Below are 19,910 nucleotides of genomic sequence, written 5' to 3' on the forward strand. Positions count from 1 at the left end.
TTTTCATGGGTGCGGAAAGATTGGTTTGCATATGCATGTTGATTTGTATTCCGACGGCGCCTCGCGGGGCAACCCCGGGCCGGGCGGGTACGGCAGCATCCTGCGCTTCATCGACAGCAAGGGCGGGGTGCACGAGCGGGAGTTCTCGCAGGGGTACCGTTGCACCACGAACAACCGCATGGAGCTGCTCGGCGCCATCGTGGCCCTCGAGGCGCTCAAGCGCCCCTGCCACGTGACGCTGTACTCCGATTCCCAGTATCTGGTGAACGCGTTCAACCAGCATTGGGTGGACGGTTGGCTCAAGCGCGGGTGGAAGAACTCTCAGAAGCAGCCGGTGAAGAACTCCGATCTGTGGAAGCGCATGCTCAAGGCGAAGGAACCTCACGATGTGGAGTTCGTCTGGGTCAAGGGGCATGCCGGTCATGCCGAGAACGAGCGTTGCGACGCGCTGGCAACCTCTGCGGCCGACGACCCGTCGCGCCATAAGGAGGACGTGGGCTTCCGCGGGTAGGTGCTTGCGCAAAGCGTCGTAAGGGACGGGCGGCTGGAGCTGGCGGCGCGGAAACGCGCCGCTTCGCCCCAGCCGCCCGTTCTCCATAAATGCCGGTTGCCTCACCTGGGGGTATGCCCGTTCAGTGCAAAAGGTTCCGCGTTCGTTGCCAGGGTGATACAGTAGCGGGGACGACTTTGAAACCGAGTAGGAGGTTCGTGCATGCAACAGGAAATGAAGCTGCGCCGCCGCATCGCCGGCGGGGCTATGGCTTGCGTCCTGTCTTGCGGGCTCATGGTCCCGCAGCTGGCATTCGCCACCCCTGATTCATCTTCCAAGCAGGCCGAGGCCCAGGCGGTCCTGGCCTCGCTCAACTCCATGCAGTACAAGCTCGATCAGGCGTCCGCCGATTACGGCCAGGCGCTCGAGGAGCAGGCTCAGGCACAGCAATCCGCCGATCAGGCGCAGGAGCGCATCGACCAGATCAACGTCGAGATCGCCGATGTGCAGTCCCGTTTGGGCGATCGCGCGCAAAGCATGTACCGCACGGGCGCCAGCTCATTTTTGGACCTGTTGCTCGGGTCCACGTCGTTCAGCGAGTTCGCCACGAACTGGGATCTTCTGAACAAGGTCAACGATAACGACGCCGAGCTCGTGCAGCGCAACAAGGACCTGCGCACCGAGGCCCAGGAGCAGAAGGCAACCTTCGAAGAGCAGAGCCGCACCGCCGCTGCCAAGGCCTCCGAGGCCAAGCAGATCCAGGACGAGGCCCAGGCCACCGTCAACTCCATGCAGCAAACCTATGACGGCCTTTCTGCCGAGGTTGCCACGCTGGTCGAGGAAGAGCGTGCCGCCCAGGCCGCCGCTGCCGCCGCAACCGCCCAGCAGACCGTCGACCAGTCCGCTGCCCAGGCTACCCAGCGCATGGGCATCGCCGCTGCCACGAACAACAACGCCAATGCCGGCGGCAATGGCGGCAATGGCGGCAACGGCGGCAACGGCGGCGCCGCCGACAATGGCGGCGGCAACACGTGGACCGACAACGGCGGTTCCGACAACGGTGGTGGGACCGACAACGGCGGTTCCGGCAACACGGGCGGTTCCAGCAGTTGGACGCCGTCTTATAACGCCTCCACGGGCAACGCCATCGTCGACCGTGCTTACAGCTGCATCGGCGCACCGTATGTGTGGGGTGGCGTCGGCCCCGACGGCTTCGACTGCTCCGGCTTGGTCAGCTATGCCCTGACCGGCAGCTATTCGCGCTATGGCACCACGTACACGTTCATGGGCATGTCCCAGGTCTCTGACCCGCAGCCCGGCGATATCTGCACCAGCTGGTCGCACTGCGGCATCTACATCGGCGGCGGCCAGATGATCCATGCCCCAACCTTCGGTCAGACGGTGTGCGTCAGCTCCGTGCAGTCCGACATGATCATCGTGCGTCCCTGGTAGCGTTACCGCTCTAGCGGCGCTTCGGCAAGCATGCAAGCCGGCAGCGAAATACCTGCAGCAAACAACAAGCCCCAAGCTGTTCCATCAGCTTGGGGCTTGTTCGCGTTTACGGGGGCGTTGCCGGTTCTGCGGGAAAGGCCGCCCGTGAGTCGGGCTCTGCGAAAGGGGCGCTGGCTAAGGCGCGCCTGTGAACGCCGTCCCCTTGGCAGTGGGGAAGGGGACGGTGTTCATGAAGGGGGCACCGGCAAAGCTATGCCGGCAGGGCGCGCAACCTCGATCGGCGGCGCGTGCCTTCGCTTGCGCGAAGCTAACTTAACCCTCGCAGGCCTGCGTGATGAGCTTGCGCAAGGCGTCGAAGCCGTCGCGCTTCTCGCTGGACGTCACCAGCATGGGCACGTCGTCGGGCAGGGCAAGTTGGCGGCGCAGCACCGCAACCTGCTTGTTCTGCTGGTTGCGGGAGAGCTTGTCGGACTTCGTGAGCACCACAGCGAAGGGAAGCCCCGCCTCCATAAGGAAGTTGATCATGTTCAAGTCGAGCTGCTGCGCTTCGTGGCGAATGTCCACCAGGCTGACCACCAGCGCGAAGTTGCGATCCTGGTTGAAATAGCCCTCGATCAGCTCCGCCCAGCGGCCCTTCTCGGATTTCGCCACGCGCGCGTAGCCGTAGCCGGGCAGGTCGACGAAGCGGGCGCCTTCGGTTGCGAAGAAGTTGATGGTGGACGTCTTGCCGGGCTTCTGCGAGACCTTCGCCAGGCTTTTGCGGCCGAACAGGGCGTTGAGCATGGACGACTTGCCCACGTTCGAACGGCCGGCGAACGCCACTTCCGGAAGCGTCGAGGGCGGCAGCTGCGATGAGATGCCGAACGAGCGCTCGAAGGTTACATTGTTGAAGTTCATACGATGCTCCAAATGGTTCGAAGTTGTGCTTGCATCATGATAGCGTGCTTCGCCGTGCGGATATGCCCACGTCATCGGCCATCCGCAATAATCCCGCATGACGGCAAACGGCGATTTCGAGAATTAAAGTTGACTTTGATTGACAATATGTCACCTGCATCATACTCTTTCGTGCGGAGTAAAAGTTTTTGGGGTCGAACATTGCTGGGTCCACAGCGGTGGACAGCACAAGGAAGGACGAAGATCATGAAACTCAAGAAGCGCGATGGTTGGATGATTGCCGGTGGTTTCGCTCTGGGCACGCTGGGCTTGAAGGCTCTGAGCAGCTCTGCGGCGAAGAAGTGCTACGTGCAGGGCGTTGCCAAGGGCCTGCAGGCAAAGGCCGCCTATCAGGATGTGGTCGAGCAGGCCAAGGCCCAGGTCGACGATATCGTGGCCGAGGCAAGCTACATCAACGAGTCCGCTAAGACCGAGCAGCCCGCGGCCGATGGCGAATAGCGCGAAGACATCGCTATGAAATATCAGATCGCAAATGAGCTTCCGGGCCGTTTGCGCGTGAAGCTGGCGGGCCCTGTCCCGCCAGCGGACTTAGATGCGCTGTATCGCGTGCTGGGCGCATGCCCCGACATCGCGAAGTCAACCGTCTATCCGCGCATCGGCAGCGTTGCCCTGACCTACAACGCCGCACCCGGCGGCCGCGCACGCGTGCTCGAGTATCTGGCGGGCATCGATGCGGCGGCCATCGCCAAGGCCAAGCAGGGGTGCGGCCTCGAGCTTGCCCCGCGTTCGCATTCCCTGCTCATGGACCTGGCGTCGCTGGTGGGCTTCCATTTCATGCGCCGTTGGTTCCTGCCCGCGCCCCTGGCGGCGGCTTGGACGGTGTTCAGCTACCGCAAGTTCCTGTTCGCCGGCCTGAAGTCGCTGGCGGCGGGCCGACTGGACGTGCCCGTGCTCGACGCGGCGGCCATCGGCATCTCGTTCGCGAAGCGCGACCCGCGTACGGCGGCGCTTACCATGCTTCTGCTCAACGTGGGCGAGACGCTTGAGGAGTATACACGCAGCCGCTCGGAAGGCGCGCTCATCAACGCGCTGCTCGACCTGCCCGAAACCGCCCAGCTGGTGGATGGCGACATCGAGGTGCAGGTTCCCTCCAGCTCCTTGCGCGCAGGTCAGCTCATCGCCGTGCGCACCGGCATGCCCGTGTGCGTCGACGGCGCGGTGGTGCGAGGATGCGCCATGGTCAACCAGGCGGCGCTCACCGGCGAGCCGCTGGCCGTCGAGCGCACCGTCGGCGACGACGTGTTCGCCGGCACGGCCGTCGAGGACGGCGAGATCATCGTCGAGGTGAAGGCGAACGAGGGCCAGACGAAGCTGCGCACCATCGTCAACCTGGTCGAGCAGACCGAATCCTTTAAGTCCCGCACGCAATCGCGCATGGAGCGCCTTGCCGACCGCATCGTGCCGTGGAACTTCTTGCTGGCGGGCATCGTGGCGCTGACCACGCGCAGCCTGGTGAAAACGTCGGCGGCCCTTATGGTCGACTATTCCTGTGCACTCAAGCTCACCGGTTCCATCGCCGTGCTGTCGGCCATGAGCCAGTCTGCCCAGGCGGGCTTCACGGTGAAGGGCTCGCAGCACTTCGAGTCCATGGCGCAGGCCGACGTCATCGTGTTCGATAAGACGGGCACGCTCACCGAGGCCGCCCCGCAGGTGGCGCGCGTGCTTTCCCTTGACGGCTGGGACGACGACGAGGTGCTTCGCTTCGCCGCATGCTTGGAGGAGCACTTCCCGCATCCGGTGGCCCGCGCGGTCGTGCGCGCTGCCGCCGAGAAGGGCCTGGAGCACCGTGAGCGCCACGCCGAGGTGGAGTACATCGTGGCACATGGCATAGCAAGCTCGCTTGCCGGCAAGCGCGTGGTCATCGGCTCGGAGCACTTCGTCGTGGAGGACGAGCGGGTTGAGATCTCCGAGGCGCAGAAAGACCTCATCGCGCGGCAGACCGAGGGCCTCTCGCCGCTCTACCTTGCCGTGGACGGCAAGCTCATGGGCGTCATCGGCGTGCAGGATCCGCTCAAGGCCGGCGTTCCCGATGCCGTCGCCGAGCTTCGTCGCCTGGGGCTTTCGCGCGTCATCATGCTCACGGGCGACAACGAGCGCACCGCGGCGCGCATCGCCGCATGCGCCGGCGTATCCGAATTCCACGCCAACCTGCTTCCCGAGGACAAGTACGCTTTCGTCGAGAAGCTCAAGGCGGAAGGCGCGCGCGTGGTCATGGTCGGCGACGGCGTCAACGACGCCCCGGCGCTGGCGCTTGCCGACGTGGGCATCGCCATGGGGCAGGGCACCGCGGTGGCCAAGGAGGTGGCCGACATCACGCTCACGGGCGGCCAGCTCGGCTCCATCGTGGCGCTGCGCCGCATGAGCGAGGGCCTGATGGGCCGCCTGAACGGCAGCTTCAAGGAGGTCATGGTCATCAACTCGACGTTGTTGGCGGCCGGCATCGGCGGCGTCATCTCCCCGCAGATGTCCTCGCTTCTGCACAACGCCTCCACCGTCGCGCTGTCCATGCGCAACGGCAAGCGTTACGACGCATAGGCCATCGGGAGCCCGCAGGTACAGGCCGATAGGTGGTCGTGCGCCTATGGCTCGCGGCCTCGCCCGTCGGCATTTCGTGAAAACATGGACGAAGATCGACGCCCCCGTTGCAAACGCCCGGGGGCGTTGCTATAATCCGAGGGCTGTTTTATCACACATGCGTGTGCGACCCTTCCCGCTAGTGGCCGAAATCGGTTGCGGATGAAAGGGGATGACCGCACGCAGAGGACTAACGAATGGAGAGAGTCATGGCTAAGATCAGCATTCAGACCCTGCTCGACGCAGGCGCGCACTTCGGTCACCAGAAGCGTCGTTGGAACCCCAAGATGAAGCCGTTCATCTTCGGCGCCCGCGGTGACATCTACATCCTGGACCTCAAGCAGTCCCTCATCGGCATGGACCAGGCTTACACCTTCGTCTCCAGCGTCGCCAAGAACGGCGGCTCCGTCCTGTTCGTCGGCACGAAGAAGCAGGCCCAGGAGGCCGTCGCCGACGCCGCCAACCGCTGCGGCATGCCCTACGTCAACGCCCGTTGGCTCGGCGGCATGCTCACCAACTTCGTGACCATCCGCTCCCGCGTCACCCGCATGGAGGAGCTGGAGGCCATGGAGGCCGACGGCCGTATGGCGCTGCTGCCGAAGAAGGAGCAGATCCTGCTGCGCAAGGAGCTGTCCAAGCTGCAGCTCAACCTCAACGGCATCCGCAACATGAAGCGCGTCCCCGACGCCATCTTCGTGATCGACACCAACCGCGAGGAGATCGCCATCCGCGAGGCTCATCGTCTGAACATCCCCGTGGTGGGCACGCTCGACACCAACTGCGATCCCGATGACGTCGAGTACGGCATCCCGGCGAACGACGACGCCATCCGCTCCGTCAAGCTGCTGGCCGACTTCATCGCCGACGCCGTCGTCGCCGGCACCGGCGCTCCCGTTTCCGCTGAGGAAATGGCCGCTCCGGCCGAGGCCGAGGTTGCTCCGGCTGCCGAGGCTGCCGCTCCTGCTGCCGAATAAGCACGGGGCCTAACCCACTGGTGTTTCACGCCGTCGGTCCCCGTAGGGCGGCCGACGGCGTTCGAGGTTATTAACGGCGGCGCTTCCGGCGCCGCCGCAACAAGGATAGAAAGGATCCAACGTGGCTGCTATCACCGCTTCCATGGTCAAGGAACTGCGCGAGATGACCGACGCCGGCATGATGGAGTGCAAGAAGGCGCTCGTCGAGGCCGATGGCGATATGGAGAAGGCCGTCGACGTGCTGCGCACCCGCGGTCTGGCCGCTGCCGCCAAGAAGGCCGGCCGTGCCACCAACGAGGGCACCGTCATGACCGTTCTGGCCGATGATGCCAAGTCCGCCGCCGTCGTCGAGCTGAACTGCGAGACCGACTTCGTGGGCATGAACGAGAAGTTCAAGGCCTACGCCGAGAAGCTTGGCCGCGCCGCTCTGGCTGCCGAGGCCGCCGACGTCGAGGCTCTGCGCGCCTCCACCTTCGAGGGCGAGCCCGTCGAGGACATCCTCACCGACGCCATCCACGTGCTGGGCGAGAACATCCAGCTCCCTCGCGCCACTACCGTCAACGCCGGCGGCATCGCCTCCTACATCCACGGTGGCGGCAAGATCGGCGTTCTGGTGACCTTCGACGTCGAGGGCATCGACCCCGCTTCCGAGGGCTTCCAGGCTTACGGCCGCGACGTTGCCATGCAGGTTGCCGCCGCCTCCCCGGTGTCCGCCAACCGCGAGTCCGTGCCGGCCGAGGTCGTCGAGCATGAGATGGGCATCTACAAGGCTCAGGCTGCCGAGTCCGGCAAGCCCGAGGCCATCCAGGAGAAGATGGCTACCGGCCGTATGGAGAAGTTCTACAAGGAGAACTGCCTCACCGAGCAGGCCTTCGTCAAGAACCCCGACCAGTCCATCAACCAGTACACCGACGAGTGCGCCAAGAACCTGGGCGGCACCATCAAGGTGACCGGCTTCGTGCGCTGGGCTCTGGGCGAGACCGCGTAAGTTACGCTTTTCGCTAAATAGCCGGCGAATCGCTGAACGCTTCGGGTCGCTCCGTCGTCATGCTTTCGCTTTTGCGCTGCGGCATCGCCTGGCGATGCCTTCGGCGCAGGGCGGATACAGGCCGGTGCGGCCCGTTATATGTTCGCGGACATGCTCTCCTTTGCGCCCGCGAATGCGTTGATACGTTTGCTTTCATCGTGAATGCCCGCCTTGCGCGGGCCTTCGCTTTATAATGGGCATTTGCAATCTAGTTCATCCAGGGGGGTTTGCATGTCTGAGAAAGAGATCATCGTCGTCGAGGGCAACAACGTCCTTTCCGGCGAGGTGAAGGTGTCCGGCGCGAAGAACTCGGCCTTGAAGCTCATCGCCGCCTCGCTTTTGGGCCAGGGCGCCTCCACGCTGCACAACGTGCCCCTTATCAGCGACATCGCCGTTATGTCGGAGGTGCTCGAATGCCTCGGCGCCACCATCGAGCGCGACGGCCACACCATGGTCATCGACACCGCCCAGGTAACGTCCCATGAAACGCCCTACGAGCTGGTGTCGAAGATGCGCGCATCCATCAGCGTGCTCGGCCCGCTGGTGGCGCGTTTCGGACAGGCGCGCGTTGCCATGCCCGGAGGCTGCCAGATCGGCGCCCGCAAGATCGATATGCACCTGGTGGGCCTTGAGGCCCTGGGCGTTGAGTTCACCGTCGATCACGGATACCTGAACGCGCATACGCCTAATGGTCTGCACGGCGCCGACGTCACGCTCGAGTTCCCCAGCGTCGGAGCCACGGAGAACTGCCTTATGGCAGCCGTCACCGCCCATGGCACCACCTGCATCGAGAACGCCGCGCGCGAGCCCGAGATCGTCGATCTGGCGAACATGCTCAACGCCATGGGCGGCAAGGTCACCGGCGCGGGTTCGTCCATCATCCAGGTGGAGGGCGTGGCGCTTGAAAGCCTGCACCCTTGCGAGCACACCACGGTGGGCGATCGTATCGAGGCCGGCACCTTCTTGGCGGGCGGCGCGCTCACCGGCGGCCCGGTCACGGTGCGCGGCATCGACCCGTCGTATCTGCACATGGCCATCATGAAGCTGCGCGCTATGGGCTGCTGCGTCGATGCGGGGGATGATTGGATCACCTGCAGCCGCAACCAGCCGCTGCAGCCGACCGACATCCAAACGCTTCCGCACCCGGGTTTCCCCACCGACCTGCAGGCCCAGTTCATGCTGCTGTGCAGCTTGGCCCATGGCACCTCCATGGTCACCGAGAACGTCTTCGAGAACCGTTTCATGTTCGCCAGCGAACTGGCGCGCATGGGCGCCGACATCACCATCGAGGACCATCATGCCCTCGTGCGAGGCGTCAACGATTTGCAGGGCACCGACGTGTCCTCCACCGACCTTCGTGCCGGAGCGGCGCTGGTGTTGGCGGGCATCGTGGCCGAAGGCGAGACCCGCGTGCACAACATCAAGCACATCGACCGCGGTTACGAGGACTATTGCGGCAAGCTCTCCCAGCTTGGCGCAAGCGTGTCGCGTCGCCAGGTTGGCGCGGCGGGCGAATAGCCGAACGGGAGCGCAATGGTCAGGAAACGCAAGGACATCACGCAGATCAACTCCAAGCTCACCTCGCGGCGCATGCGCAGCGCAACCTTGGGCACGCATGTCCCCAAGGTCCGTCCGGCGCACATGAACGCCGATCAAGTGGGCTTCTCCAGCCCGCGTAGGCAGAAGCGCGCACAGCGCGGTTACGTGAGCAACGTCATGCCCAGCGCCCAGGGCCCGCGGAGCCGTACCGGTTACGCCAGGGGCTTGGAATTCTCTCCAGGGGTCAAGCGCCGCACGCTCGTAAAGCGCCTGGGCATCGCCGTGGCGGTTATAGCCGTGTTGGCGGCCGTGGCCTATGGCGTGGGCTCGTTCACCCTTATGGGAAACCTCAACGGCAAGCTGGCGCTCAAAGGCTCCGACGCCGACAAGGCGCTCACCGCCGTGAAATCCGGCGATCCGTTCTATACGCTCGTCGTGGCCGAGCTGGATACGCCCGGTATGCCCAACTCCGCCGACGGCCCCGATGCGCTTGCCTTGGTGCGAACCGATTCCTCGGGCAAAAACGCCTGCATCATCAACATTCCCACCGATGTGCAGGTGTCGCTCAAGGACGGCAAGTATTACCCCATCAGGCAGGCAAGCGTGCGCGAAAGCGATGCCAGCTTGGTCAACGCCGTGGCGAATTTCGCCGACGTGAAGATCTCGCACGTGGTCAAGATCGACGCTGCCGGCCTTGTGCAGCTGGTGAACACGCTCGGCGGCGTTGATGTGGACCTTTCCGAAGAGGTGGACGATCCCAACGCCGGCAGCGTGTACCTGCCCGCAGGCAGCCAGACCCTCACCGGCGAGGGCGCCCTGACGCTGGCGCGCGCCACGAACTTCGAGTCGCCCAGGCAAACCCAGGCGGAAAACCAACGCAAGCTGCTCGAGGCCGTTTCGTTGCGCATGGTGTCGGGAGGCAAGTCCAGCCTGGTCGGCCTGCTTGACCAGCTGCAGGGGGCCTTCGGCACCGACATGGGCTCAAGCGATGCACTCTCCTTGGCCGAAGGTCTCAAAGGCATGAGTGCCGATTCCGTCACGGGCGCTCTGGTTCCCGGCTACGTCACGCAAAGCGATGGCCAGGATGTGTACGCGGTTTCGAACTCCTCGTGGTCCGAGATGATGGACCGCGTCGATTCGGGGCAGGAGCCCGCCGAGCAGACGCAGGCGGCCACCACCGACCCCGGCAGCTTCACCATCACGCTGAAAAACGGCGGCGGCATCACGGGTGCGGCGGCCTCCATGGAATCGACGCTCACCTCGAAGGGGTTCAAGGTTTCGGAGACGGGCAACACCGACACTTCCGTGTACAGCGAAACGCTGGTCATCTACAACTCCAGCGATGCCCAACCGGCCGCGCAGACCGTGCTCAACGCCATGGGCGTAGGGCGCTTGGTCCAGAACACCGGCGCCTACTCGTTCGGCACCGATGTGCTGGTCATTCTGGGCAAGGACTGGAAACCCTCATCGTAACCCCATCCAAACGCCCGATGGCCCCATCGGGCGCTGTGGTAGAATCGCTCATGATGAACATAAGACCGAAAGGCAAAGGAGAACCTCATGGTTGAGAAGACCGATGTTGCAGCAGTGCTCGAGCTCATCCGACCCAGCCTGCAGGCTGACGGCGGCGATGTGAAGCTCGTCGACGTCGACGAGGACGGCGTGGTCACCGTCGAGCTGCAGGGCGCTTGCAAGGGCTGCCCCATGTCCCAGATGACGCTGGCCAACGGCGTCGAGCGCATCCTCAAGGAGCGCGTGCCCGGCGTCACCCGCGTCGTGCCGGCGGTCATGTAAGCGGAAAACAACAGGCAAGCAGGCGGAGAAGGGAAGCGGAAGGCATGAAGTGTTGGGAGTTGCGCGGTTGCTACGAAGATGCCGAGATGAACGGCAGATGCCCGCATAACATTCCCGGCGAGCCGTGCCCTGCCGATTGCCACTTCGCCGCCTGCTTTCGGCCTACGCACGTGGTGTGCACCGATTTCGGCAAGCTGCTCAACCCTAGCCGCGATTTCGACGCGGCGGCCAAGGAGATCTGCCGCTTCTGCGAGTTCTTCCTGGAGCACGGGCCGAGCACGGCCGATCGCGCCGACGAAGGCCCCACCCGTCAGGGCAACCCTAATCGGTTCTTGCTTTAGGCCCGCTTCCGTGAAAACCGTGAACATACACGCCGCATGCCCCAGCTGCGGGTGCGTCACGTTCGATATGGCGCGTTACCGCGCCATCATGGTATTGGGCCCTGAAACGGCCCTGTTCACCCTTGATTGCCCCAAGTGCGACGCGCAGGTTGAGCTGCTGCGCCCCATCCCCGGCCCGCTTCGTGAAGAGGTTAGGGCAAGCGCTCAACAGGTTGGCGCAGGGGGCTTGAACTAAGGTATCCTTTTCTCCGTTCGAATGCTATGGAACGGAGCTTTCCCCATGTTAAACGAAATATATCGCATGCTCGACCCGGTGGCGTTCGCTGTCGGGCCTTTCGTTGTGCGCTGGTACGGCATCGCCTATGTGGCGGGCTTCGTGTGCGCGGCGCTGGTGCTGTGGCGGGTGGCGAAGCGCTGGAAGGTGCGGGTGGATGCGGACAGCCTGCTCACCGTGGTGCTGTGCGCCATCATAGGTGTGATCTTGGGAGGACGCTTGGGCTACGTGCTCGTGTACGGCGATGGCTACTATTTTTCCCATCCTGCCGAGATCTTGGCGTTCAACCATGGCGGCATGAGCTTTCACGGGGGCCTTATCGGCGCGTTGCTCTCGGGAATCGTCGCGGCGCGCTTCACCGGCATCCCGTATCTCACGCTTGCCGATATGGGCTGCATTGCGGCCCCCATCGGCCTGTTCTTCGGCCGCTGCGCCAACTTCGTGAACGGCGAGCTGTGGGGCGCGCCCACCAGCTTGCCGTGGGGCGTGGTGTTCGGCGGCACGGCGGGCGCCATGCCGCGCCACCCCTCGCAGCTCTACGAGGCCCTGCTCGAGGGCGTCGTGCTGTTCTGCGTGCTGTACGTTCTGTCGCGCAAGCAACCTCCGCGCCCGCAGGGGACTTTTTTGGGCGTGTTCCTTATGGGCTATGGCTTGTTCCGCTTCCTCATCGAGTTCGTTCGCCAGCCCGATGCGCAAATCGGCTACCTATGGGGCGGATGGCTGACCATGGGCCAGGTCCTCAGCGTTCCGCTCATGGTGGCGGGGGCGTGCGCCCTTGTTTATGCCGTTCGCACCAAGAAACCGCAAAAAGGGCTTCCAGAAATGATACAAAAAGAGTAACATATAAGACACGCTACAACCGTGCACCGGGAATGTAACGGGTCCGCAAACAACGGTCTGCAAGCCTTCCGTGCACGTAAGGCGTTTCTATACTGGAAGCAACGGCGCCGCAGGGGTTGCCGTTGTAAACCTGAGAGGGGTTTTATCATGGACGTCAAATTCTTCAAGTGCATGCATTGCGGCAACGTGGCCATCAAGGTGTTCGATCAGGGCGTGCCCATGTCCTGCTGCGGCGAGGCCATGGCCGAGCTTACGGCGAACAGCACCGACGGCGCGTTCGAGAAGCACGTGCCGCAGGTTGCGGTCGACGGCGCGAACGTGCGTGTGCAGGTGGGCGAGGTCGCCCATCCCATGACCGAGCCGCACTTCATCACCATGGTGGTGCTGGTCACGGAAAAGGGCTACCAGGTTGCCCCGCTCACGCCCGCCGACGCGCCCGAGGCAACCTTTACCGTCGTCGCCGGCGACGCGCCCGTGAAGGTTTACGAGTACTGCAACCTCCACGGCTTGTGGGTCAAGGAGATCTAGGATCTAGGCAAAACGCACGAAGAGGGAAGGGCCCGCAGCGGTAAGGCTGCGGGCCCTTCCCTCTTCTTGGCGGGGTATGTTTGCGCGCTGGCATTCCGCCGTCCGCATCCTCTCCGTTGCCTGCGGCGACCGGCGCGTATCGCGCTATGCTCCCTAGCTTGGCGAAAGCCGTTGCGCTACGCCTGTGGCATTTCAGCGTTTTGGTCCTTGACACGGCAACGAGGCCCTTCCTGCACTTGAATCATCTATTGCGGTCTGGCAAAGCTGAATTCTGCACAGCTTCGCTCATCGGCGTCTGCTCGTTACGCAACGCCGCGCGGCCGCAAACACCCCTTTCTGCATAGGTAAAGACAAAAAGCGGCGCGCATTTGCCGTGCTGTGCTTTGCCGCGCGGAAAACCAAGGAAAAGGAAAGGAACACTATGAAGAACGAAACCAAGAAGCATCGCTTCCGCGCCGTGGCGGTTGCCGCGCTGGCGCTCACGCTGTGCTGCGGCCTGCTGGCGGGCTGCTCGTCGAACGGCTCCTCGCAAGCCGGCTCGGATAGCTCCGCAACCAAGCAGGCATCCGGCGACTTCCAGTCCAACATCATGTTCTGCGGCTCCACCTCGCTGTATCCCATCATCTCCTCGCTGGCATCCTCGTATACCGACGAGTACGTGAAGTGGAACAAGGTGGATTCCAGCTTCCCGGAGAAGAACATCTCCATCTACGTGGCGCCGGGCGGCTCGGGCGTCGGCGTGAGCGCGCTTGAAGAGGGCACGTGCGACTTCGGCATGGTCGCCCGCACGCTGAAGGATTCCGAGAAGGAGGCCTTGGGCGATTACAAGGAGTACGAGGTTGCCAAGGATGCGCTGACCGTTTCCGTGAACGCCGAGAACCCCCTTGTGTCCACGATGGACGACATGTCCACCGACACCATCCGCAAGATCTTCGCCGGCGAGATCACCACGTGGGACCAGGTGGACGCCTCCCTGCCCGCTGAGCAGATCCAGGTGTACATCCGCGACCTGTCCGGCGGCGCCTACGAGGTGTTCCAGAAGTCCGTTATGGGCGACAGCAAAGTGACCGACTCCGCCACGCAGTCCGCTTCCATGACCGAGCTTGCCACCAACATCGCCAACAACAAGTGGGCCATCGGCTATGCCGGCTTCGGCGCGTACAACAAGGCCAACGCCAACGGTCAGAAGCTGGTCGCCATGAAGGTCGACGGCGTCGAGGCCACCGAGGACAACATCATCTCCGGCGACTACAAGACCCAGCGTCCGGTCATGTTCGTGGGCGTGGGCGAGCCGAGCAGCTCCGAGCAGGCCTTCATCGACTACATCTTCTCCGATGCCGGTATCAAGGTCATCCGCTCCAACGGCTACATCCCGTCGTTCACCGCATAACGAATCGCAGAGTTAGAAGAACATGCGATATGTTCCCTCGATCCGCCCGCACCGTGTGCGGGCGGATCGTTTGCAAACGATCTTGATAACGTTTCTGTGCGTTGCCTGCGCGGCGGCGTTGGCGTGGGTCGTGCTCACCGTGGCGGTGCAGGCGTGGCCCGTGGTCGGCGAAGTGGGCGTTGGGGCGTTTTTGCTCGGCAGCGATTGGATGCCCGTCGATTTTGGCGGGGGCGCGTCGTTCGGCATCGCGAACTGCATCGCCGCCACGCTGCTCACCTCGGCCGTTGCCCTTGCGATGGCGCTGTTCGTCGCCATCGGATGCGCCCTGTTCCTGTCGTGCTCGGCATCTGCGGCGCTGCGCGCCGTGTTATGCGGGGCCATCGATCTTTTGGCCGGCATCCCCTCGGTCGTGTACGGCTTCGTCGGGCTTGAGGTGCTGGTGCCCGCGTTCATAGGAGCGGGCGTGCCTTCGGGCAATTGCATCCTGGCCGCAAGCATCGTGCTGGCCGTCATGGTGCTGCCGTATATGGTGTCCACCATGACCGAGTCGATGGTCGGCGTGCGCGAGCGCTATCTGGAGGCGTCGCTGGCGTTGGGCGTGAGCCGTTGGTGGGGCGTGTACGGCGTGGTCCTGCCGGTTTCGCTGCGGCTCATATGGCCGAGCGCCATGATGGCGTTCGCCCGTGCCATGGGCGAGACCATGGCCGTCATGATGGTGGCGGGCAACGCCAACCTGTTCCCTACGTTGTTGGGCAAGGGCGAGACCATCGCCTCGCTCATCGCGCTTGAGATGGGCACCGCGGCGGCCGGAAGCACGCATATGCACGCGTTGTTCGCTGCAGGGTTCGTGCTGCTCGCCATCGTTTTGGCTGTCGACCTCGCCTGCGTGTGGCTGCAGCGCGTCCTGACGCGCCGCGTCTCGCACACCGCGTTCGCAGGTTCGTGGGTGCTTGGCCGCGCCGGCGGTGCGGTGGTGCGCGTTTGGGCGCTTGCCGCAACGGCCGTCGTGGGCGGCGCCATCGCATTCCTGTTCGGCTACGTGTTCGTCCAGGGCGCAGGCTGCATTTCGTGGGAGTTCATCACGCAAAGCCCGTCCGGCGCCGTGCTCGGCAGCGAAGGCGGCATCTTCCCGGCTATCGCGGGCAGCGCCTGGTTCACCGGGTGCGCGCTCGTCATCGCGGTCCCGTTGGCGGCAAGCGTTGCGGCGTGGCGCGTGTTCCTCTCGCGCCGCATGTGGGCGCAAAACCTCATGGGGCGCATCATGTCCGTGGCGGGCGGCGCGCCGTCCATCGTCATGGGCCTGTTCGCCTATGCCGTGCTGGTGCGCGATGCGGGTCTTGGCCGCTGCGTGCTGGCGGGCGGCGTGGCGCTTGCGCTCATGATCATCCCCTTCATCGAGGTTCGCATGGAGAAGGCGTTTCGCGAGGTTCCCAGCAGCCTGCTCGGCGCCGCGTACGCGCTCGGCTGCTCGAAAACGTATGTGCTGCGCACGCTCGTCCTTCCGTATTGCCGCGGCGAGCTGTTGGGGGCGATCGTGCTCGGCGGGCTGTATGCGCTTGGCGCTGCGGCTCCGCTCATCTTCACCGGCGGCGTTGCCTTCGCGCCCGTGCCGACGGGCATCGACCAGCCTGCCATGTCGCTGCCGCTCCATCTGTATCTCATGTTGGCGCAGGGGACCACCATCCCGCAGGTGTACGCGACGGCGTTCGTGCTCATGGTGTTGGTGCTTGTCTGCAACGTGCTGGTTTCCGGTTACGCATATATAAGGAAAAGGCGGTGGATGCGGTCGTGAGCGACGAGAACATCCTTGAAGTGCGCGGTTTGAGCGCATGGTACGGGAAACGTCAGGTTTTGCGCGATGTGGACCTGGATGCCTCGATAGGTCGGGTAACCGCCATCATCGGCCCATCGGGTTGCGGGAAGTCCACGTTGCTGTCGTGCCTGAACCGCACGCTCGAGCTTGTCCCGAAGACGCGCTGGGCGGGGGAGGTGAAGCTGTCCGGCCAGGATACGGCCGCGCTCGACGCCGACGCCGTGCGCTCGCGCGTGGGCATGGTCATGCAGAAGCCTACGCCGTTCCCGTTCTCGGTGGAGCGCAACATCACGTACGCCCTGCGGTACCGGGGTATCCGCAAGCGCAGCGAGCTTTCGCGCATCGTTCGCGAGCAGCTTTCCGTCGTCGGCCTGCTCGACGAGCTGGAAGGCGACGTCTCACGCAGCGCCTTGGAGCTTTCGGGCGGGCAGCAGCAGCGTTTGTGCATCGCGCGCGCCCTGGCCACGAACCCGGCGGTGCTGCTTCTTGACGAACCGTGCTCGGCGCTCGATGTGGCAAGCAGCGCCCAGGTCGAGGAGGTGCTTACCCGCGTGAGCGCTCAAACGGCGGTTGTGGTGGTCACGCACAATCTGGTGCAGGCGCGCCGCATCGCCGATAGCGTCGTGTGCCTGCAGCAAGGCGAGGTGGCATGGTGCGGCAGCGCCCGCGACCTGTTCGAGAGCCATCGGGAATCCGTGCTCGGGCCTTTGTATGGCGGGGAGCTGCTGTAGCTTACGGCGTTTTGGGCGATGCAACGTTCGCATGATGCTCGCTGCCTTTCCGCTGGAATCTTGCAGTGAGTCTAGCGCAAAAGTGGGGTTTTCCGATTGCCGAGGAATCGCAGCCGTTTAGCGGTATAGTTTTCGTATTTACGAGACGAAACGCAACGGTAAGGTGACTGCATGGCAAAGCGAACGAAGATCGTGTGCACCTTGGGCCCGTCGGTCGATAACGAATCGACGCTCAAGGGTCTCATCAACGCGGGCATGGACATAGCGCGCTTCAATTTCTCGCATGGGACCCATGATGAGCAGCGCGCTCGAATGGACCGCTTGCGCAAGGTGCGGCGGGAGATGGACAGCCCCTGCGCCATCCTTTTGGATACGAAGGGCCCCGAGATCCGCACGGGTCTGCTGTCCGGGCACGAACCTGTGCAGCTGATGGCCGGCAACTCGTTCACGTTCACCGAGGCCGACGTCGAGGGCACCGACCGCGTGGCGTCGCACACCTGCAAGGGCCTGTGGCGCTCGGTGGCTCCGGGCACGGTCATCTTGGTGGATGACGGTTTGATCGAGCTTGCCGTCGACGGCGTCGAGGGCACCGACATCCATTGCACCGTCCAGAACTCCGGCGTCTTAGGCGAGCGCAAGTCCATGAACCTCCCCGGAACCTCGGTGCCGTTGCCGGTTATGACCGATCAAGACCGCGCCGACCTGCTCTTCGGCATCGAGCAGCAGGTCGATTTCGTGGCGGCATCGTTTATCCGCGATGCCGCGGGCGTGCGCGAGATGCGGGCGTTCCTCGACGAGCACGGCGGATCCGACATCATGTTCATCTCCAAGATCGAATGCCACGAGGCTGTTGAGAACATCAACCAGATCATCGAGGCCTCCGACGGCATCATGATCGCGCGCGGCGATCTGGGCGTGGAAGTGCCCGCGCACAAGGTCCCCCATATCCAGAAGGAGATCATCCGCGCGTGCAACCGCGCGTCCAAGCCGGTTATCACGGCAACCCAGATGCTCGACTCCATGATCCGCAACCCGCGTCCCACCCGTGCCGAGGTGGGGGATGTGGCCAACGCCATCTACGACGGCACCGATGCCGTCATGTTGTCGGGCGAGACGGCATGCGGGCGCTATCCGGTGCCTGCCGTGCAGATGATGTCGCGCATCGCCGAGGCCAGCGAGCCGTATCTGTTCGATGAGCGCTTCCCCGACCGCACGCGCGTGCGCGCCCGCGTGGCGCTTGCCGTGGGCATCGCCGCCGTGCAAACCGCCGAGAACATCAACGCATCATGCATCGTGGCGCCCACCATCTCCGGTTATACCGCGCGCCTGGTTTCGAACCTCCGCCCGCGCGTTCCCATCTATGCGGTGACGCCCTTCGAACGCGTCATGCGCCAGCAGCAGATCCATTGGGGAGTCACGCCCATGCTCGCCGACGTGCAAGGCGATATGCAGCACGTCGTGGACAGCGCCCGCAACGCCGTGGTGGCGCGCGGGTGCGTCCGGCCGGGCGATGTGGCCGTGTTTACGGCGGGCGATCGTTCCACCAGCCCCATCGTCTCGTCGGGCGTCGATGGCTCGCCGGACAAGGTGGCGGCCACCAACGTCATGTACGTGGTGCAGATCCGCGGCAAGGGCGAACAAGACGCGGAAGGGGATTGCTGATGGCTAGGCGCTACTACCTCGCAATCGACATCGGGGCCTCAAGCGGACGCCATGTCCTGGGAAGCGTCGTCGACGGAAAGATCGAGCTCGAGGAGGTGCACCGCTTCGATAACGTGCAGGTGCGCCGCCGTGGGCACGATTGCTGGGACATCGACATGATCTGGGAGAACATCCTGATCGGCCTGGAGAAATGCTGCGAAGCCGGCAAGATCCCCGAAACGATCGGCATCGATACCTGGGGCGTGGATTTCGTCTTGGTCGACGCGCAGGGTCGACGCGTCGGCGACGCGGTGGCGTATCGCGATGCCCGCACGAACGACGTCGCTGCCGACGTGGACGCGGGCATCGGGCTAGAGAACCTGTACCGTGCCACGGGCATCCAGCGCCAAACGTTCAACACGGTCTACCAGCTGGCGGCGTTGGTCGCCGAGCATCCCGACGAGCTTGAGGCGGCAGACCGCTTCCTTATGGTGCCCGAATACCTGAACTACCTGCTCACGGGCAACATGGTCAACGAATACACCAACGCCACCACCACGAACCTCGTCAACGCCCGCACGTGCACCTGGGATGCCGCCGCGCTCGAGGCGGCCGGCGCCCCGGCGCGCCTGTTCGGCGACATCGCCATGCCCGGCACGGTGGTGGGCGGGCTCACGCCCGAGGTGCAGCAGCGCGTGGGCTTCGACGCCCAGGTTATGCTGCCCGCCACGCACGACACGGGCTCGGCGTTTCTGGCGGTGCCCGCGCGCGATGCGCAGGCGGTCTACCTCTCAAGCGGCACGTGGAGCCTGCTCGGTGTTGAGCACGAGGGCCCCATCACCTCCGATGCCAGCAGGTATCAGAACTTCACGAACGAGGGCGGCTACTTGAAGCGTTTCCGCTTCCTGAAGAACATCATGGGCCTGTGGATGATCCAATCCATCCGCCGCGAGCTCAACGGCGTCAGCTACGTCGCCGGCAAGGGCGCCGAGCTCAAGCGCGCCGCGAAAGAGGTCGGCTTCGGCGAGCTGGCGGATGCCGCGCGCGCCGAGCAGCAGCTGCATCCCGACGCCCTCGTCCCGCACGTCAACGTCAACGACGACCGCTTCCTGGCTCCCGCGTCCATGATCGAGGAGATCAAGACCGCCTGCTGCGAGACGGGCCAGCCCGTTCCCGACACCGTCGGCGAGCTGATGCGCTGCGTGTACGAGAGCTTGACGGGCTGTTACGCCGATTCCATCAACGAGCTGTCGGCGCTGACCGGCCGCACGTACACCTCCATCAACATCGTCGGCGGCGGATGCCAGGACACCTTCCTCAATGAGCTGACGGCCCGTGCATGCGGCATCCCCGTGTTCGCCGGCCCCATCGAGGGCACCAGCCTGGGAAACCTCATGGTGCAGATGATCGGCAACGGCGTCTTCGCCGACCTCGACGAGGCGCGAGAGGCCATCCGCCGATCGTTCGACGTGGTGGAATATCAGCCCGAATAACCCGTACGCGCAGGGCCGCCGCGCGTCGGCCCTGCGCGTACGAATCGGTTCA

19 protein-coding genes are annotated in these 19,910 nt (G+C 64.2%); 18 read left to right on the plus strand and 1 reads right to left on the minus strand.

What is annotated here, in order from left to right; genetic code table 11:
* Window positions 1-31: 31 nt before the first annotated feature.
* Complete coding sequence (gene rnhA / locus Q0D52_RS00900) at window positions 32-511, plus strand: ribonuclease HI (protein WP_294360787.1); 480 nt, start codon at window positions 32-34, stop codon at window positions 509-511.
* A gap of 201 nt (window positions 512-712) precedes the next feature.
* The gene (locus Q0D52_RS00905) at window positions 713-1,942 is read left to right on the plus strand and encodes a C40 family peptidase (RefSeq protein WP_294379570.1); all 1,230 of its coding nucleotides are present in this window, start codon (window positions 713-715) and stop codon (window positions 1,940-1,942) included.
* A 312-nt stretch (window positions 1,943-2,254) separates the two neighbouring features.
* On the opposite strand, the gene yihA is transcribed toward Q0D52_RS00905, so the two are convergent.
* Window positions 2,255-2,839 (minus strand): ribosome biogenesis GTP-binding protein YihA/YsxC, encoded by a 585-nt coding sequence (gene yihA, locus Q0D52_RS00910; protein WP_294360782.1) that lies wholly within the window; start codon window positions 2,837-2,839, stop codon window positions 2,255-2,257.
* Window positions 2,840-3,085: 246 nt separating this feature from the next.
* On the opposite strand from yihA, the gene Q0D52_RS00915 reads away from it, so the two are divergent.
* From Q0D52_RS00915 to rhaB, 16 genes are all read left to right on the plus strand, one after another.
* On the plus strand, window positions 3,086-3,337 hold the full coding sequence (locus tag Q0D52_RS00915) for a DUF6110 family protein (protein WP_294360779.1): 252 nt from the start codon (window positions 3,086-3,088) through the stop codon (window positions 3,335-3,337).
* Window positions 3,338-3,352: 15 nt separating this feature from the next.
* Window positions 3,353-5,434: a heavy metal translocating P-type ATPase gene (locus Q0D52_RS00920; RefSeq protein WP_294379571.1), complete on the plus strand. Its 2,082-nt coding sequence runs from the start codon at window positions 3,353-3,355 to the stop codon at window positions 5,432-5,434.
* Window positions 5,435-5,682: 248 nt separating this feature from the next.
* The gene (rpsB, locus tag Q0D52_RS00925) at window positions 5,683-6,447 is read left to right on the plus strand and encodes a 30S ribosomal protein S2 (RefSeq protein WP_294379572.1); all 765 of its coding nucleotides are present in this window, start codon (window positions 5,683-5,685) and stop codon (window positions 6,445-6,447) included.
* A 121-nt stretch (window positions 6,448-6,568) separates the two neighbouring features.
* On the plus strand, window positions 6,569-7,435 hold the full coding sequence (tsf, locus tag Q0D52_RS00930) for a translation elongation factor Ts (RefSeq protein ID WP_294379573.1): 867 nt from the start codon (window positions 6,569-6,571) through the stop codon (window positions 7,433-7,435).
* A 270-nt stretch (window positions 7,436-7,705) separates the two neighbouring features.
* Entirely contained in the window at window positions 7,706-8,992 is a 1,287-nt protein-coding gene (gene murA / locus Q0D52_RS00935; RefSeq protein WP_294379574.1) for a UDP-N-acetylglucosamine 1-carboxyvinyltransferase, read from the plus strand.
* A 15-nt stretch (window positions 8,993-9,007) separates the two neighbouring features.
* On the plus strand, window positions 9,008-10,486 hold the full coding sequence (locus Q0D52_RS00940; protein WP_294379575.1) for an LCP family protein: 1,479 nt from the start codon (window positions 9,008-9,010) through the stop codon (window positions 10,484-10,486).
* An 87-nt stretch (window positions 10,487-10,573) separates the two neighbouring features.
* Window positions 10,574-10,807, plus strand: coding sequence for a NifU family protein (locus Q0D52_RS00945; RefSeq protein ID WP_114620220.1), 234 nt, complete (start codon window positions 10,574-10,576; stop codon window positions 10,805-10,807).
* Window positions 10,808-10,851: 44 nt separating this feature from the next.
* Complete coding sequence (locus tag Q0D52_RS00950) at window positions 10,852-11,148, plus strand: hypothetical protein (protein ID WP_294360760.1); 297 nt, start codon at window positions 10,852-10,854, stop codon at window positions 11,146-11,148.
* A gap of 10 nt (window positions 11,149-11,158) precedes the next feature.
* Window positions 11,159-11,383, plus strand: coding sequence for a hypothetical protein (locus Q0D52_RS00955; RefSeq protein WP_294360757.1), 225 nt, complete (start codon window positions 11,159-11,161; stop codon window positions 11,381-11,383).
* 45 nt (window positions 11,384-11,428) lie between these two features.
* On the plus strand, window positions 11,429-12,262 hold the full coding sequence (gene lgt / locus Q0D52_RS00960) for a prolipoprotein diacylglyceryl transferase (protein WP_294379576.1): 834 nt from the start codon (window positions 11,429-11,431) through the stop codon (window positions 12,260-12,262).
* Window positions 12,263-12,409: 147 nt separating this feature from the next.
* Window positions 12,410-12,790, plus strand: a complete 381-nt coding sequence (locus Q0D52_RS00965; protein WP_294379577.1) for a desulfoferrodoxin family protein — start codon at window positions 12,410-12,412, stop codon at window positions 12,788-12,790.
* A 421-nt stretch (window positions 12,791-13,211) separates the two neighbouring features.
* Window positions 13,212-14,180, plus strand: a complete 969-nt coding sequence (locus tag Q0D52_RS00970; protein ID WP_294379578.1) for a phosphate ABC transporter substrate-binding protein — start codon at window positions 13,212-13,214, stop codon at window positions 14,178-14,180.
* Between the two features lie 70 nt (window positions 14,181-14,250).
* Window positions 14,251-15,972 carry a phosphate ABC transporter permease subunit PstC gene (gene pstC, locus Q0D52_RS00975; protein ID WP_294379579.1) on the plus strand — a complete coding sequence of 574 codons (1,722 nt, stop codon included), beginning with the start codon at window positions 14,251-14,253 and terminating at the stop codon, window positions 15,970-15,972.
* Window positions 15,957-16,724: an ATP-binding cassette domain-containing protein gene (locus tag Q0D52_RS00980; RefSeq protein ID WP_294379581.1), complete on the plus strand. Its 768-nt coding sequence runs from the start codon at window positions 15,957-15,959 to the stop codon at window positions 16,722-16,724. The genes pstC and Q0D52_RS00980 overlap by 16 nt, the downstream gene beginning before the upstream one ends.
* Before the next feature lie 171 nt (window positions 16,725-16,895).
* Window positions 16,896-18,386 carry a pyruvate kinase gene (gene pyk, locus Q0D52_RS00985; RefSeq protein WP_294379583.1) on the plus strand — a complete coding sequence of 497 codons (1,491 nt, stop codon included), beginning with the start codon at window positions 16,896-16,898 and terminating at the stop codon, window positions 18,384-18,386.
* Entirely contained in the window at window positions 18,386-19,858 is a 1,473-nt protein-coding gene (rhaB, locus tag Q0D52_RS00990; RefSeq protein WP_294379585.1) for a rhamnulokinase, read from the plus strand. Before pyk ends, rhaB begins: the two co-directional genes overlap by 1 nt.
* Window positions 19,859-19,910: the final 52 nt, after the last annotated feature.

Source organism: uncultured Senegalimassilia sp., from assembly GCF_934630535.1.
Taxonomy (GTDB): domain Bacteria; phylum Actinomycetota; class Coriobacteriia; order Coriobacteriales; family Eggerthellaceae; genus Senegalimassilia.

Bases quoted from the DNA above. Each gene is read 5' to 3' on its own strand.
- rnhA (WP_294360787.1), top strand. From the start codon at position 32: ATGCATGTTGATTTGTATTCCGACGGCGCCTCGCGGGGCAACCCCGGG.
- Q0D52_RS00905 (WP_294379570.1), top strand. From the start codon at position 713: ATGCAACAGGAAATGAAGCTGCGCCGCCGCATCGCCGGCGGGGCTATG.
- yihA (WP_294360782.1), bottom strand. From the start codon at position 2,839: ATGAACTTCAACAATGTAACCTTCGAGCGCTCGTTCGGCATCTCATCG.
- Q0D52_RS00915 (WP_294360779.1), top strand. From the start codon at position 3,086: ATGAAACTCAAGAAGCGCGATGGTTGGATGATTGCCGGTGGTTTCGCT.
- Q0D52_RS00920 (WP_294379571.1), top strand. From the start codon at position 3,353: ATGAAATATCAGATCGCAAATGAGCTTCCGGGCCGTTTGCGCGTGAAG.
- rpsB (WP_294379572.1), top strand. From the start codon at position 5,683: ATGGCTAAGATCAGCATTCAGACCCTGCTCGACGCAGGCGCGCACTTC.
- murA (WP_294379574.1), top strand. From the start codon at position 7,706: ATGTCTGAGAAAGAGATCATCGTCGTCGAGGGCAACAACGTCCTTTCC.
- Q0D52_RS00940 (WP_294379575.1), top strand. From the start codon at position 9,008: ATGGTCAGGAAACGCAAGGACATCACGCAGATCAACTCCAAGCTCACC.
- Q0D52_RS00945 (WP_114620220.1), top strand. From the start codon at position 10,574: ATGGTTGAGAAGACCGATGTTGCAGCAGTGCTCGAGCTCATCCGACCC.
- Q0D52_RS00950 (WP_294360760.1), top strand. From the start codon at position 10,852: ATGAAGTGTTGGGAGTTGCGCGGTTGCTACGAAGATGCCGAGATGAAC.
- lgt (WP_294379576.1), top strand. From the start codon at position 11,429: ATGTTAAACGAAATATATCGCATGCTCGACCCGGTGGCGTTCGCTGTC.
- Q0D52_RS00965 (WP_294379577.1), top strand. From the start codon at position 12,410: ATGGACGTCAAATTCTTCAAGTGCATGCATTGCGGCAACGTGGCCATC.
- Q0D52_RS00970 (WP_294379578.1), top strand. From the start codon at position 13,212: ATGAAGAACGAAACCAAGAAGCATCGCTTCCGCGCCGTGGCGGTTGCC.
- pyk (WP_294379583.1), top strand. From the start codon at position 16,896: ATGGCAAAGCGAACGAAGATCGTGTGCACCTTGGGCCCGTCGGTCGAT.
- rhaB (WP_294379585.1), top strand. From the start codon at position 18,386: ATGGCTAGGCGCTACTACCTCGCAATCGACATCGGGGCCTCAAGCGGA.